Origin of the sequence: Methylomonas sp. AM2-LC, assembly GCF_039904985.1 — a bacterium.
GTDB lineage: Bacteria > Pseudomonadota > Gammaproteobacteria > Methylococcales > Methylomonadaceae > Methylomonas.
On record NZ_CP157005.1, the window covers coordinates 2,699,266 to 2,714,812 of the forward strand.

General features: G+C 41.7%; 12 protein-coding genes. 6 read left to right on the forward strand and 6 right to left on the reverse strand.

The genetic code is table 11. The features are described from left to right. Positions 1-346: 346 nt before the first annotated feature. The 5 genes from lepB to ABH008_RS12160 all read right to left on the reverse strand — a co-directional run bounded on the left by lepB (position 347) and on the right by ABH008_RS12160 (position 3,795). Complete coding sequence (lepB, locus tag ABH008_RS12140; RefSeq protein ID WP_347985883.1) at positions 347-1,174, reverse strand: signal peptidase I; 828 nt, start codon at positions 1,172-1,174, stop codon at positions 347-349. Positions 1,175-1,232: 58 nt separating this feature from the next. Beyond that, positions 1,233-1,421 (reverse strand): HepT-like ribonuclease domain-containing protein, encoded by a 189-nt coding sequence (locus tag ABH008_RS12145; protein WP_347985884.1) that lies wholly within the window; start codon positions 1,419-1,421, stop codon positions 1,233-1,235. Then, complete coding sequence (locus ABH008_RS12150; RefSeq protein WP_347985885.1) at positions 1,418-1,708, reverse strand: nucleotidyltransferase domain-containing protein; 291 nt, start codon at positions 1,706-1,708, stop codon at positions 1,418-1,420. Before ABH008_RS12150 ends, ABH008_RS12145 begins: the two co-directional genes overlap by 4 nt. Positions 1,709-1,898: 190 nt before the next feature. After that, positions 1,899-2,372, reverse strand: coding sequence for a single-stranded DNA-binding protein (locus tag ABH008_RS12155; protein WP_347985886.1), 474 nt, complete (start codon positions 2,370-2,372; stop codon positions 1,899-1,901). Between the two features lie 37 nt (positions 2,373-2,409). Further along, positions 2,410-3,795 (reverse strand): MFS transporter, encoded by a 1,386-nt coding sequence (locus ABH008_RS12160; protein ID WP_347985887.1) that lies wholly within the window; start codon positions 3,793-3,795, stop codon positions 2,410-2,412. 158 nt (positions 3,796-3,953) lie between these two features. Between ABH008_RS12160 and ABH008_RS12165 the strand changes: the two genes are divergently transcribed. The 3 genes from ABH008_RS12165 to ABH008_RS12175 are packed head-to-tail and all read left to right on the forward strand — an operon-like array spanning position 3,954 to position 7,765. After that, complete coding sequence (locus ABH008_RS12165; protein ID WP_347985888.1) at positions 3,954-4,859, forward strand: AAA family ATPase; 906 nt, start codon at positions 3,954-3,956, stop codon at positions 4,857-4,859. 13 nt (positions 4,860-4,872) lie between these two features. Continuing rightward, on the forward strand, positions 4,873-5,820 hold the full coding sequence (locus ABH008_RS12170) for a DUF58 domain-containing protein (protein WP_347985889.1): 948 nt from the start codon (positions 4,873-4,875) through the stop codon (positions 5,818-5,820). Between the two features lies 1 nt (position 5,821). After that, positions 5,822-7,765, forward strand: a complete 1,944-nt coding sequence (locus ABH008_RS12175; protein ID WP_347985890.1) for a DUF3488 and transglutaminase-like domain-containing protein — start codon at positions 5,822-5,824, stop codon at positions 7,763-7,765. Between the two features lie 94 nt (positions 7,766-7,859). Here ABH008_RS12175 and ABH008_RS12180 read toward each other — a convergent pair whose 3' ends face one another. Then, positions 7,860-8,282 (reverse strand): EVE domain-containing protein, encoded by a 423-nt coding sequence (locus ABH008_RS12180; protein WP_347985891.1) that lies wholly within the window; start codon positions 8,280-8,282, stop codon positions 7,860-7,862. A gap of 746 nt (positions 8,283-9,028) precedes the next feature. On the opposite strand from ABH008_RS12180, the gene ABH008_RS12185 reads away from it, so the two are divergent. Genes ABH008_RS12185 through ABH008_RS12195 form a run of 3 tightly spaced genes read left to right on the forward strand, consistent with a single transcriptional unit; the run spans position 9,029 to position 15,546 of the window. Beyond that, a complete protein-coding gene (locus tag ABH008_RS12185; RefSeq protein WP_347985892.1) occupies positions 9,029-10,288 on the forward strand; it encodes a hypothetical protein in 1,260 nt (419 codons plus the stop codon). A gap of 9 nt (positions 10,289-10,297) precedes the next feature. Continuing rightward, positions 10,298-10,711 (forward strand): phosphate ABC transporter substrate-binding protein, encoded by a 414-nt coding sequence (locus ABH008_RS12190; RefSeq protein ID WP_347985893.1) that lies wholly within the window; start codon positions 10,298-10,300, stop codon positions 10,709-10,711. Continuing rightward, positions 10,708-15,546 carry an EAL domain-containing protein gene (locus tag ABH008_RS12195; protein ID WP_347985894.1) on the forward strand — a complete coding sequence of 1,613 codons (4,839 nt, stop codon included), beginning with the start codon at positions 10,708-10,710 and terminating at the stop codon, positions 15,544-15,546. The genes ABH008_RS12190 and ABH008_RS12195 overlap by 4 nt, the downstream gene beginning before the upstream one ends. The last annotated feature ends 1 nt before the right edge of the window (position 15,547 follow it).

Genomic DNA, 15,547 nt, shown 5'->3' on the forward strand with positions numbered 1-15,547 from the left:
GCTTGGAGTGCATGCAAAGCGGGTGGAGGCAGTTAGGCAACCTTTTTAATTTTTTGATTGTTCGCTGCTGGAAAGTGAGGCTGCCAGTTTTGAAACGCCTGTTACCGTTTGCGTTTGATAATACGTGTCCGCTTTTGCAAGCGTAATTATATCTTTGAATATTAAAGAAAATTCGCTTAAGTCAGTGCCATTCGGAATTGACCCCGTTATTTAATCACGATAGATGCGCATCACTTCGTACATCTATAGTGCTTCTGCTAAACCAAATCAAATACAATATCTTATTACAATTTTTCATTGATTTAACTTTAAAAAAGTACCTTAGCAGTTTATGGGTATAGAGTTTTTAATTGACAATCTTGCCTGTTCGCTCATTTATAAATCCTGTAGTTGGATCAATCGAAAACCAAATATATTCTACGCTTCCAAGTATGTTTTCTTCAGGAACAAACCCCCAAAACCGACTGTCATTACTTTTGTCTCTATTGTCACCCATTACAAAATAGGAATGATCAGGTATATAATATTCACCTGGATTTTGAAGTGATAAACTTTGATTGCAGTTAGGATCTAAATAGGCTTCATCCAGTTCTTCATTATTTATAAAAACTTTTCCATTTGCAATCTTAATTACTTCATTTGGCAAGCCGATAGCTCTCATAACATATTTCGTTTCTGGATTTTTTGGGTAGCGAAAAACAATTAACGCTCCTCTTTCTGGTTTTCTTACTTTATACTTCCATGTATTAGAAACAATTAAATCGCCTGGTATCAAAGTGTTTAGCATTGATTTTGATACAACCCGAAATGAATCATACCCAAATATTTTATCTCGATTACTTATTAGTTCATTTCCTAATATAGTTGAAAGCATAACGTATCCAACATAGATATACCATTTGTTATAGCTTTTAAGCTTAGTCTCACCTGAGCGATAAGCCATAACACATACAACGACTGTTGATGTTATCTGTATTGCTATGATAACTATCAATATAAAGCTATATCCCCATGGATAAAAAATAAATTTAGACCAAGTAAATACTCCAATCGAAAACAATATCAACAATGGTAATCCAAGTGCAAAGTTTAATTTTCCTATATATAGATACCCTAAGCCTGGGCATATAAGATTGAAAAGTCCCGCAACTAGTGTATTTCGCTTTTTTAACATTGATATATTAATGGTGGGTTAAATAACAATCTAATTATTAATTTGCGTGTATAACGGGTCAGGTTACTTTTAAAAATAGAATAAACCAAGCTGCCTCGCTAATGATGATAAGACTCATAAAAACGGCCAGCTGAGTGCGCTTATCCTCAAGATAATCGGCTTTATCTAAACCATCAACGAAGCTGAAAGCAGCTTTAGCCGTCTGTTGCATGTGAACAATATAGTCAGGCAGCCGATTATTGATCAAATGGGTTGCGCCTCTGCCAACACTTGCTCACGAAATTTCGGTGACAAATCACCAGGAGTCAACACATCAACATGAATGCCAAGTAATGACTCTAGTTCAATTTGTAGACCACCTAGATCAAATAGTGTCGTTCCAGGTAATGCATCAACCAGCAGATCAAGGTCGCTGCCGTCTAAATCAGTGCCATGTAGTACCGAACCAAAAATGCGTGGGTTAGTTGAGTGACAACTACTTACCAGTTCGCGGATAGCATTTCGCTTTAGGTCTAGAGCATATGAGGGGCGCATTAGTACATTTCCTTAGCTAAACTTGTACTAATAATAAGTAATCGAGTAAAACATTACAATAACAGTTTTAGTGTAGGATGTTCCGAAGTCACGATGCGCATCACTTCGTTCAGCACATCCTACAGTGCCTTGAATATTAACAGTAATAAAATATGCTGAACAGTTTTAAACTATTATTTATTTATACGAATCAGAAGGGGATATCGTCATCAAAATCATCATAAGAAGCGGGGGCAGAATTGGGTGCACCGCCTGCTGACGCGGGGGGAGTTGGGCGGTTGTCGTAACTGCTGACGGGTGGGGCGCTGTCGCCGCCATAATTGGCTGTGCCGCCGCTTTTGCTGTCTAACATATGCATTTCGTCGGCAATAATTTCGGTGGTGTAACGATCTTGACCGTCTTGTCCTTGCCATTTATTGGTGCGGATACGGCCTTCTACATACACTTGGCTGCCTTTTTTCAGGTATTCGCCGGCAACTTTGGCTAAACCGCGGAAAAATACCACGCGATGCCATTCGGTTTCTTCTTTTCTTTCGCCGGTTTGTTTGTCTTTCCAACGCACGCTGGTGGCAAGGCGGATATTGGTAATTGCATCGCCGCTTGGCATGTAGCGCACTTCTGGATCAGCGCCCAGGCGGCCTATCAGCATAACTTTGTTCAGCATGGTGGTTATCTCCGTATCAAAATTGCATGTGGCAGTATTATTGCCAGAGTGTTAAAAATCGACTTAATTCGTTTTTATCAAGTTGTTGGTTATCAACTTTTAAATAAGCGGCATTTTCTTCAAAATGCAGACGTACTTCTTCAATGCCGTTTATGGCTAGTAATTGCTTGGAAAAGTCTTCAGCCTGCTCCGGTTTAACCGTGGCTAACGACAGTAATAAATTGGCCCAGTATCGCGGGGTAGACATAAAGCTGGCGATTAATATCCAGCAAACCGCAATACCGGCAGAAAAGCTAAATACAGCGGTGGCACCAAACGCACCGTATAACCAGCCGCCGCTGGCACCACCGATAAAGGCACCGATAAATTGCGCGCTGGAATAAATGCCCATGGCCGTCCCTTTTAAATCGCCGGGGGCGGTTTTAGAGATTAAAGAGGGCAGAGTGGCTTCCAATAGGTTAAAGCCGCAAAAAAACAACCATAAACAGGCGATTAAACCCACTAGTTGCCCATTTAGAAACCAAAAACCCAAATTGGCAATAATCAGCATGGCAATTGCGCCCAGAAACACTTTTTTCATTTGCCGTTTTTTTTCGGCAATAATCACAAAGGGAATAATGGCTGCCATAGAGGTTACCAAAATGGGTAGATAGACCAGCCAATGTTTGCCACCCTCTAAACCGGCATCGCGCAGTAGCAGCGGTACCACCACAAAGCTGGCCATTAATATTAAATGCAGGGCAAAAATACCAAAATTTAAACGTAATAAATCCGGATTTTTGATGACAGAGCCTAATTCTGACGGTATATATTCAGCATCGCGGTGCGTGGTTATTTTTACCGGGTTAGGTACTACAAACCAGACGACCAGTATTGCCAAAGCGGCCAAAATGGCGATTATCCAAAAGATGCCACTAATGCCAAAGTATTGCGCAATGATAGGGCCAAGGGTGATGGCAACCCCAAATGATACGCCAATGCTGGCACCTATGGTGGCCATGGCTTTGGTGCGATGCACTTCTTGAGTTAAGTCTGCCAGCAAAGCCATGACGGCAGCGGAAACAGCGCCACAACCTTGAATGGCGCGGCCGATTAATACCCCGTATATATCAGTGGCTAAGGCGGCAACCACGCTGCCCACTACAAACAATACCAAACCAATCACGATAATGGTCTTGCGGGTAATACGGTCTGACAGTAAACCAAACGGAATTTGTAAAACGGCTTGTGTTAAACCATAAATCCCCATGGTTAAACCCACCAGTTTTGGGGTAGAGCCGGGCATTTGTTCCGTAAATAAGGACAAAACCGGCAACAACATAAACAAACCCAGCATTCTAAGTGCGTAAATACTGGCCAGTGAGGCAGTTGCGCGCTTTTCCATAGCCGTCATTGGACTGGTAATATCCTGAACTTGTGTCAAACTTAACTCCTGTTAGCCTTGGGTGATTAATATGTCTATAGTAACAGTTTATCAGGGTTACACTCCAGCTCTACGCGCAGTAAACCTCAACAACTGAGTCGTACTTTCATCTACTAAGATGCCATTTTACCATTATGTTAAGCTAAAACATTACCGTCATGCATAGTCAATTACAGGCTTTATTAGCCACCGCCAATCAAATTATTTTGGGAAAAGACCGGCAGTTGCGGCTTGCCATTTGCTGTTTACTGGCTAAAGGCCATTTATTGATAGAAGATGTACCTGGGGTTGGTAAAACCACTTTAGCGCATACACTGGCAAAATTATTTGGAATGGATTACCAGCGCATACAATTTACCAGCGATATTTTACCTGCCGATATTATAGGTTCTTCGGTGTTTATTGCCGATCAGCAGCAGTTTAAATTTCATCCCGGTCCTTTGTTTAAACAGATGATACTGGCCGATGAAATTAATCGTGCCACGCCTAAATCGCAAAGTGCTTTATTAGAAGCCATGGAAGAACGGCAAGTGACTATCGACGGGCAAACTTATGCTTTGCCTGCGCCTTTTTTTGTCATTGCTACGCAAAACCCCTCACACCATGCCGGTACTTTTCCATTACCGGAATCGCAGTTGGATCGGTTTTTAATGTGTATAGAGCTGGGGTATCCCGATCACGCTGCCGAACGCGCTTTATTGGCGGGTAACTCCCGACACAGTCTGTTGGAAAAGCTGCCTTGCATGCTCAGTCATACAGCCTTATTGAGTATTCAACAGCAAATTAGCGAAGTGTATGCGGCACCTGCTTTATTGGATTATTTACAGGCTATCCTTGGTTTTACCCGCAATACCCAGCATTATCCCTGCGGTTTATCGCCCAGAGCGGGTTTGGCCTTGTTAACGGCTGCTAAAGCCTGGGCCTTTTTAGAACAGCGTGTTGCCGTGTTACCCGAAGATGTACAAGCGGTGTTAGTCGCTGTGGCGGGGCATCGGTTACGCTCAGATGCTAGCAGTGCTGAGGCTGTGGTGGCCCCCATACTCAATAGCATTCCTATCCATTAATTAAATATTGAGCATGGATATCAACACGCTATCTGTAAAAATTCGCCAGTTTCTACTGAGAAACCAGCCGATTACCGGAACTATCCAGCTTAATCGACGCGGCATTTACATTTTACCGACAGCTTCCGGTATCACCCTGTTGTTTACTATTGGCCTGTTAGGGCTAATGGGGTTAATGGATAACAATAATCTGATTTATTTTTTGGGTTTTTTATTATTCAGTGTATTTTTTATTACCATTTTGCACACCTACCGCAACTTGGCGGGTTTAGAACTACACATGGGTTATGCAAAACCGGTGTTTGCGGGTGAGTCTGCTGGTTTTATGTTGACCATTACCAATCCATATCGTCAATCGCGGAGTGGCTTAACTGCCAGTTTAGAGGATAGTGTGCAGATTGATCTGGCTGCCAATGCTAGCAAAACCATCACCTTATTATGTAGTACGCATCGGCGTGGCTGGTTGTTTATGCCGAAACTAGTGCTGGCAGGCAGGTTTCCATTGGGCATATTCCGGGCTTGGTCGCCCTTGTATTTTGTTAGTAAGGTGTTGGTCTATCCAGCGCCGGCAACGAGTGCCTTGCCTTTCCCTGTTAATGCCGGACAGCCGACACAGGGTCAGCAACGTTTAGACCCGCAAGGTAGAGACGATTATAACGGTGTACGTCCTTATCAAGCTGGCGATCCCTTAAGGCAAATACATTGGCAAGCCTATGCAAAAGGGCAGGGTTTGGTTAGTAAAATTTATGCCAACAGCATTAGCACTTCGCAATTGTGGCTGGATTATGATTTCACACCTGGGCGGCACTGCGAGGAACGTTTAAGCCAATTATGCCGCTGGGTTATCGATGCCGAACAGGCTGGGTTAAGCTATGGTTTGCAACTTCCCTCGCGCAGTATTGCTTTAGGTACTGGCCCCAGCCATTATGCGGCCTGCCTGGAAGCCTTAGCCTTGTTTTAATATGCAAACACAGTCTATCAATCCGCAAGCACTATTATTGTTACTGGCTAGCATTGGCCTGATCATGCTGCCGCATAGTGCCAATTTACCGTTTTCCAGCATTGCTTTTTTTGCTGCCATTCTGCTGTGGCGCATGCTGGCCATACGCAATGCCCGCTTGTTAGCCACTAGCCGATTAATTTTACTGGTGACCTTGCTCGGTATTTTACTGCTGGTGTATCAGTTTTCCGGTGGCTGGAGCTTGGAAATGGGCGTTACTATTTTCATCATGGCTTTTACATTAAAGTTGTTAGAGTTAAATACCAGTAGAGACGTTTATGTGCTGGGATATGCCGCTTTTATTGTGATCGCCACCTTGTTTTTGTACAGCCAAACCATTGCTATACTGGTGTATAGTCTTATATTAAGTGGCTGTTGTTTAGCGGCATTGCTGGCCTTAGCGGCTAATCAGGCACCCGATAAAAGTGCATTTATTCGCGTGGCTATGTTGGTGTTACAAGGCTTACCTTTGGCTGCAGTCATTTTTATTGTGTTTCCACGTTTTCCGGCACCCAAGTGGATGCAAGTTAATTCGCATCGTAGTTTATCCGGTTTAAGTGAAACCCTAGAGCCTGGTGCTATCAGCGAGTTGTTTACCTCACAGGAGCTGGTGTTCAGAGTCAAGTTTAAAGGTGATATTCCGCCTCGACAGGCATTGTATTGGCGCGGGCCGGTATTAAGTTATACCGATGGACGCGTCTGGCGAGCTGTGCATAATGATTTTGTGCAATATATGGATAAAGCTCTGGTGCAAGGTGCGCCTTATGAGTATACCGAATTGCTGGAACCCCAAGAATTTAACTGGGTTTATGGGCTGGATATTCCTGTGCAATACGATGAAAGTAAACTACAACGTAATGGTTATTATCAACTCACTAGCTTGCATAAACAAAGCAAAGCCAGCGAATATGATCTGCTATCTAATGTTAACTATAACACCGGCTATATCACTAAAACCGAATATAAGGAAAGCCTGCAGTTACCGGGCGAACCCAGTCAACGACTGCTGGCATTGGTTAAACAATTAAAAGGTTTTACCACTCCGCCTGAAGCATTTATTGCTGCGTTGTTAAGTTATTATCGTGATCAACAGTTTGTGTATACCTTAAGCCCGCCAGATATGGGGCATTCACCCATCGAAGGCTTTTTATTCGAGACTAAAAGCGGCTTTTGTGTGCATTATGCCAGTTCCTTTGTGTATTTAATGCGCGTGGCTGGCATTCCTGCGCGCATAGTGACGGGCTATTACGGTGGAGAGCTAAATAGCATCGGTGAGTTTTTGGAAATCCGCCAGGCCAATGCGCATGCCTGGGCAGAAGTGTGGCTGGACACTAAAGGCTGGGTAAGAGTAGACCCTACTAGCGCTATAGTACTGGTCGATAATGCAGCGGAGGTTAGTTTGGATAATGTCCTCAGCCCAAGCCAACATACAAATCACTCCTTATTTGAGTCGTCTATACAAAACCTGCAACAAGTTTGGCACAATGTCGATTATCAGTGGCAACGCTGGATCATTCATTATGGTGAGCATAGCCAATCCCTGATTTTTATGCATTTGGGAATTACCAGTTTAACTGAATTAATAGTTTGGATTGCGGGTGCGTTTATCTTGTTAGTTTTATTACTGGTGTTATTTATCCTTAGAGGACGCAAAAATATACCAGAGCCAGCGGTACATCTTTATCAGCAATTTTGTACCAAATTGGCTAAAGCGGGTCTTGTAATACAAACCGGGGAGGGGGCTTTAGATTTTGCCCAACGCGCTCAGTTAAAGTTTCCACAATTAGCGCAGCAGATTAACGAGATTACTCAGTTGTATAGTCGTTTGCGCTATGAAAGACTTAGTGATGAGCGGGATTTAAGACAGCTAAGATTAGCAGTAAGAGGTTTACATATTAAAAAATAATTTGTAGCAACTCAGCGTAATTGTCTGTTTTTATAGGAACCGACGCCAGCAGGCGCATCTATCGCGATTGATACGCATCACTTTGAGCAGCACCTTAACTATTTTCCACGAGCATGTTTTCGGCTATTAATGCAAAATCTGCTTGCGGAATTTCTAGATAACCAAACCGGAAAACGTATCCCCATTTGCTTTTATCTCTAATAAATGAAAGCCTGTCCAATAAGGGACGGATGGGGACTTCTATTGCATTTAGAAAATTTATGTCTCTGCGGTACGGAATAAATAAAGGTGTCATTTCGAATGAATAAACATCGCTACCTACAACTTGACCAATTGCAGTAAATTTTTGACAGGGTTTATCTTCATTAAACACTGTTTTAGGAGAATAATAAATAAGCCAGTCGTTTACATTCATGCGTTTTAGTGGCTGAGCTTTGCCGTGACAAAGCTGACAAAAACCACCAGCAATGCCCTGCATGACATGGTCCCTTGATGCAACTCCTATCCAGTAGCGCATATTTATTTCCTAAAGAATTTTAAACGAATTATTAAGTGACTATAGGTGAGAATATAAAAAATTCTATACGTAAAAGTAACTATTGCGTAGTTTATTTAAAATTTATTGGATATCTATCACTTCTGGATTGGTCTTGTTGATAAAAACTGGAAGATGTGTTGTAAGTACTGGCAGTCTAAGAAATAAAGCGAACTTCGAAAAACCTGGCTTTGGTGCTTAGACAGGCTCAGTATGTACGGTAACTTATTGATATATAAATGCCGCCGTTCGCCCTGAGCCCTCGACTTTGCTCAGGTGAACCATGTCGAAGGGTGGTTTTTCGAAGTTCTCTAAAATGAAAATAACGACCGTTCTTACTGAGCTTGTTGAAAGTGCCGCTTTGATACACATCAGGAAATATTTTTCCAATAATAATGCTGGAATGACGCTTGTCGGGGCCGTAGGGTCAACATATTCCATCAAGTTCTAACTAAGCACATGGTAGTGCATAGTGAATTTGTAATCTGCTTGCTATTCAAATAGCTAACTACTTAACACGCTTTTATTTATGAAATGGCAGTCCATTTAAGGATTAAAAGAAGCATAATAAGTAGCCATAAATGTTAAATGTATTTGTTTGATTCTCATCACATTCTTACAATTTAAAAATTAATTTAAACTCTATTAACTATACAATTGAAAGGTGAATCTTATGAAGAATTTTATTATGATTTTTAACTATTTAAATCGACAAAATTTAAGCTTTAATGAAAATTAATCAGCTCTTTTATTTTGCTTTCTATTGTTTATTTGCAAGAAATGTTCAGGCTATCGATCTCGGTTATGGTTTTACCTTAAAAGGCTTTGGTACGGGCGGCCTGGTCAATAGCAGCAGTGGCGGTGCCGATTTTGTTGCTAATACTATATTTCAACCCGCCGGGGCAGGCTGGACCAATGATACTAGTTTGGTGGTGGATAGCAAGCTGGGCATGCAACTCAGTTATCAAGCAACTGATCGGTTAAGCTTTACCGCTCAAGGCCTATCTAAACAACAGTACAATAAATCCTTTACGCCAGTATTGGAATGGGCTTTTGCTAAATTCAAAATCATACCCGATCTGGAGGTTCGTGCCGGTCGAATTCGGCCAGCAATCTATATGTTGTCTGATTATCTGGATGTTAATTATGCCAATCCCTGGATTAGACCACCCGTCGAATTCTATACGGCACCTCTAGATCGTATGGAAGGCTTAGACTTTTTATGGCGTCCGACAACAGGTAATATTAGTTGGTTGATACAGCCCTATTTTGGTGTAACTCAACTGGCTTTGCCGAGGAATGGCGCTTCAATTAAAAGTGATAATATACTCGGTATTAACGTGTCGGCTACCTATAGTAATTTAACCTTACGTGCCGGCTTTAGTGATGGCGATTTAATCGGCATGCCTGATAATTTCAATGATGTACTCAAGGCTTTAAATAGTATCTGCCAATCAGGTTTTGATCAGACTGCCTGTACGCAATACAACAAAGTCAGTGCCAGACGTAAAAATGTTAGTTTCAGTTCCTTTGGTCTTAACTGGGATAATGGCGATTATTTTGTGATGGGGGAATTTGGAAAGCGCACGGCTAAAACCAGTTTTGTTTCAGGGGTCACGACTTGGTATGTGAGTAGCGGCGCACATATTCAAAAGTTTACTCCTTATTTAACCTATTCCAATTACCATAATGACTCACCCGCTACTTACAATAGCGATACCAATTTACTATTTGGATCGACTGTTAATCAAATAGTAACGGGTATTATTCAAGCTAATGCCATGGATCAACATACCATCAGCTTGGGTCTTCGTTATGATTTTATGTCAAACTTAGCCCTAAAAGGCCAGTGGGATCATATACAGACTACCACCAAGGGCGGTTTAGCGGGAACCGGTCGTGGCTTATTTGTTAATCAGCAACCCGGTTTTGGAAATGGCCCCACGCAAGTAGATGTGTTCAGTGTCAGCCTTGACTTTGTTTTTTAAGGTGCTGGCATGAAACCCGTTTACCTGTTTCTATTTTTAATGTTGTTACACTATCCCAGCCAAGCCGAAATTGTGGTAGTGGTCAGTGCCAAATCCAGTGTAAGCCAGTTGGATAAAGAAAAGATTTCGGCTATTTTCCTGGGCAAAACATCAACTTTTCCCGATGGTAATCAGGCCGAACCGATAGAACAGCTTGATGAGTCCACTGCTCATGATGAGTTTCATCGCAAGGTTACTGAAAAATCCAATTCACAGCTAAAATCCTATTGGTCAAAAATGGTATTCTCTGGTCAAGGCAATCCGCCTAAAGAGATTGTTACTAGCACAGAATTGCTTAAACTGATTGCAGCCAATCCCAAAATAATTGGTTACATTGAAAAATCAGAGCTTAACAATTCTTTAAAGGTGGTATTTACGCCATGATGAACATTAAAAAATTATTACAGCTACCCATTAAGCCGGCTACAGAGAAGCCAAAGCCCGCTAAAGCATACTCACAAATATATCCCATGCGTAAAATTATGCTCATGGTTGGGGTTGCATTTCTGGTATTCATGGTTTTTATCATTTACAGTTTGCACACCTCCATTAAAAACAACGCACAAATTTCCACTATCAAAGAGGTGTACTTTCCTGTTTTAGAGCGCATAGATGCCAATATTGTCAGGCTTGATCATGTAGAAGAACATTTAATGCAATCAGTCATGACGGGTGAACGTAATGACATTGACATCGCCACGGGGATTTATCTGCAAGCTGACAAAAATTTTGCAGAAATGGCAACACTTTATCAGGCTCAAGCAGCCGATATAAATCAGCTAAAAGTTGAATTTAAACATTATTTTGAACTGGCAAAACAGACTTCATTAACCCTTTTGCATAATGGCGGCGAAGACAAAGCTGGCTTGGCAGCAGAAATGAACCAATCCCTGCTTAGTTTACGTGAGAATATTCGTCATTTTCGTAGTGTTAATTATGTTAATTTTGTCAACACACTGAGAGCTTCGCAAATAGCGGCTGCAATCAACCTTTACTTAGGCATTGCTGTTGGCGTGATGAACTTGCTGTTTATGGTTGTGCTGGTGCAATTAATTCGCAATAACTTCAATATTACCAAAGCAGCAATCAGCGCAAAAGTACAGGCAGAAATAGCTAGTAAAGCCAAGTCGCAATTTTTGGCAACTATGAGTCATGAAATCCGTACCCCGATGAACGGAGTACTGGGCATGACTGAGCTGTTAATTAATACCTCGTTAAACAAACATCAAACTCATTTGGCTGAAACCGCTTATCGCTCTGCTGAAACATTATTAAGCATTATCAATAATATTCTGGATTTTTCTAAAATCGAAGCGAATAAGTTTCAATTAAACCTGTATGACTTTGATATCCGAGCCTTACTGGAAGAAACTTCGGAAATGCTGGCTAGCCAAGTGCATCATAAAAATCTTGAATTAATCTTGAATTTACCCGTTAATTTGACTGGTATGGTTCGAGGCGATGGCGAACGCTTACGCCAGGTATTGATTAATTTACTGGGCAACGCTATTAATTTTACCCAATTCGGCGAAATTCAATTAAAAGCCAGCTGCTTGACACCCGATAACGATCAGCAGTTACACGTATTATTTGAAGTAATTGATACCGGGACCGGCATTGCCCCTGAGCAACACGCACTGATTTTTGAAAGTTTTACGCAGGTAGATGGTTCCATTACCCGGCGTTTCGGCGGCACGGGTTTGGGCTTGACTATTTCTAAACAATTGGTGGATTTAATGGGTGGCCAATTGCAAGTGAGTAGTACTCTGGATAAGGGGTCTCGCTTTTATTTTAGTTTAAAACTGGAGCGTAGCGCCAATACCACTTTACACAAAGCAGATATCACCATATTGCAAGGTATTCCCATTTTGGTGGTAGATGATCACGAGACTAATCGTGATATTTTATACAATCAATTAATTTACTGGGGTGTAAAAGTAAGCTGTGTTGCTAGTGGTGTAGAAGCGTTGGAGAGTTTAGAGCGCGCAACTAACAATCAACAACCCTTTCAACTGATAGTGTTAGATTGGCATATGCCAAAAATGGATGGTCTAACCCTGGCAAAAATTATTCATCACGATCCACGTTATCACGCTATTCCGATGGTTATGCTAAGTTCGGACAATATACAGATTGATGAGGGGAATCAGTTAGATTTTGGTATTAGTTGTTTTCTGACTAAACCCATTATCCAACAAAAACTGTTAAATTGTTTGCTAGATGTATTAACTGCAAACATGATGGCCTGCTGCGACGCTTCTTCTACAAACTGCATCCCTGAAAATCAACGTCCTGACAAGAGTATTTGGATACTGCTGGCTGAAGATCAAGCCATTAACCAGCAAGTAGGTCTCTACATGCTGCGCGATCTGGGTTATCAGGTTGAAGTGGTTAGTAACGGCTTGCAAGCAGTGAGAATGTGCGCCGATAAACAATTTGATCTAATTTTGATGGATTGCCATATGCCGGAAATGGATGGTTTTGAAGCGACCAAAACTATACGGCTGCGCGAACAAACCACGCTAGAACAAAGGCGCATACCGATAATTGCATTAACGGCGGATGTGCAAAAAGGCATAGAAACACAATGCCTTGAGGCGGGTATGGATGGTCATTTAAGTAAGCCATTTAATAAACAGCAATTACAGGCCATCATCGGTAAATGGTTAACTTTACCCACACTCTCTAACGCGGCACAGATTGAACATGTTCACCCCGAACATAAACTTATCGCAACATTGCCAGAACCATTAGCAAGTGATGAAGCTTTACTGAACCTAGAGGCATTGGATGCGTTAAGGGGCATTGTCACCGATAATGGTGAAACATTGTCAAACAATGCAATTCGTCTGTTTATTAATTCCGCCCCGCAGAACTTGATGGAATTAAAAGCTGCTATAGCGGAACAAAATTACAGCGCGTTAATGAAGTCTGCACACGGTTTGAAATCAGTCTGTGCTAACTTGGGTGCTGTTGGTTTAGCCGCTTGTTGCCAATCCATAGAGAATTTGGCTAGGAAAGAGGATATAGATGCTTTATCCGGAGTTATGCACAGCCTAGAGGCTTTATTGCCACAGGTTATTATCGCTTTGGCTAAACAAATTGACAGTGTTGCTGCTCACGATTTCAATGTCAATAAACAAGTTGATGAAAACGAATCAAGCGTAGTCAGATTACTGTTGGTGGATGATGAGAGTAATTTTCGATCTATCACCCGCATGGCGTTAAATACAGCTGGATTTTCTGTCACTGAAGCGAGTGGTGGTAGACAAGCACTGCAACTTATTGCGCAACTTACGCCTGATTTAGTCATATTAGATGCCGTTATGGAAGGAATGGACGGCTTTGAAACTTGCCGTGCCATGCGTAATTTACCCGAAATGTCGGATGTGCCTATCATTATGGCAACCGGATTAGGCGATTTGGAATCCATTAATCTGGCATTTGCTGCTGGTGCCAATGATTTTGTAATTAAACCCTTAAATTATCCAATTTTAGTTAATCGCTTATGGTTTAACTTCCGCGCCAGTCAGACCACTGCCGAACTAAGAACTAGCAAGATTCAATTAAGTGCGGCACAACGCATAGCCCGTTTAGGTTATTGGACCTGGCATGCAAGCCGCAGACAATTTGTAATTTCCGAGCATTTAGCCGAGTTGTGCGGCATTGTTGTGCAAACATTTGATCAGACTCTGGATGCTTATTTAGCGCTAATACATCCAGAAGATAGACACTTGGTTAAAGACAGTATTATTAATTTAAAACATACTGCTATTGAATATCGTATTGAAGTCGGTGTTAACCAATATATTGATGTGCATCAGGAAATCGAAACTTTAACCGACAACAATAATATCCTGATTACTGGCACAGTACAAGATATTAGTGACCAAAAACAATCCGCACAACAAATGCATCAATTGGCTTATTTTGATAATTTGACTGGCTTGGCTAGCCGGGCTTATTACCATAAACGCATAGACGATTTTATTGGCTATGCTCATCGCCATGAACAACAATTTGCCTTTTTATTTATCGATCTGGATGGCTTTAAATCTATCAATGACAGTTTTGGTCACGATGTGGGTGATGAATTTCTTAAAACCGTCGCTGAGCGCATTAAACTGGTGATTCGCGATATTGATTTTGCTGCCAGACTGGGTGGCGATGAGTTTTGTATATTATTGGATGGTATTGCCGACAAACACAGTGCCGCCGAAATAGCAGAGCGTTGCCTGCATACAATTAATCAACCCTTGCAGCTCAATCAACAGTCTATCAAGCCTCGCGCCAGTATTGGCATTGCCTTTTATCCGAATGATGGTAGCAATGAGACCGATTTAATGAAAGCAGCTGATGCAGCCATGTATGCCGCTAAACAAGCGGGTAAACAACGCTATGTTTTTTATTCTGAAGAAATGTCCAGTCAGAATCTGCTGCGCTTTGAAATTGAACAAATGTTACTGGAAGCGTTTGAACTGAATCAGTTCTTGCTGCATTATCAACCACAAATTTCTATGCAGACCGGGCGGATGGTGGCTATGGAGGCGTTGGTGCGTTGGCAGCACCCAGAAAAAGGCATGATACCCCCCAATGATTTTATTCCACTGATAGAAAGTATGGGGTTGATTGTTGAATTAGGTAATTGGGTATTACGCAACGCCTGTCAGCAAATTTTACAATGGCGTGCGCAAGGCTTGCCATTTATGAAAGTTGCAGTCAATATTGCCCCCAAACATTTTCAAGATCCGGCCTTATTGATCACCATTCAGGAGTTATTGAAAGAAACGTCAATACCGGCACAATATTTGGAACTGGAAGTGACTGAAAGTGCCTTGCAAACAGAAGGCTCTTTACACATATTCACAGAATTACGTAAGTTAGGCTTAACCATCGCCATTGATGATTTCGGTACCGGTTATTCTTGTCTGGCCTCTTTGAAACAACTGCCTTTAGATTACTTAAAAGTGGATAAGGTGTTTGTCGATGACGTGTTAACCAATACCCATACGGCTTTATTGCTTGGCACGATTATTGGTTTGGCCAATGCTTTAGGTTATATCATCATTGCTGAAGGAGTGGAAAACGCAGATCAGGCTTTGGTAATGCAGGGCTTGGGTTGTCAAATAGTGCAAGGCTATTTTTTCAGCCGTCCGGTTAGTAGCGAGAAAATACCGGATTTGCTCAATATTGATTACACTATACGGCAAAACAATTAAT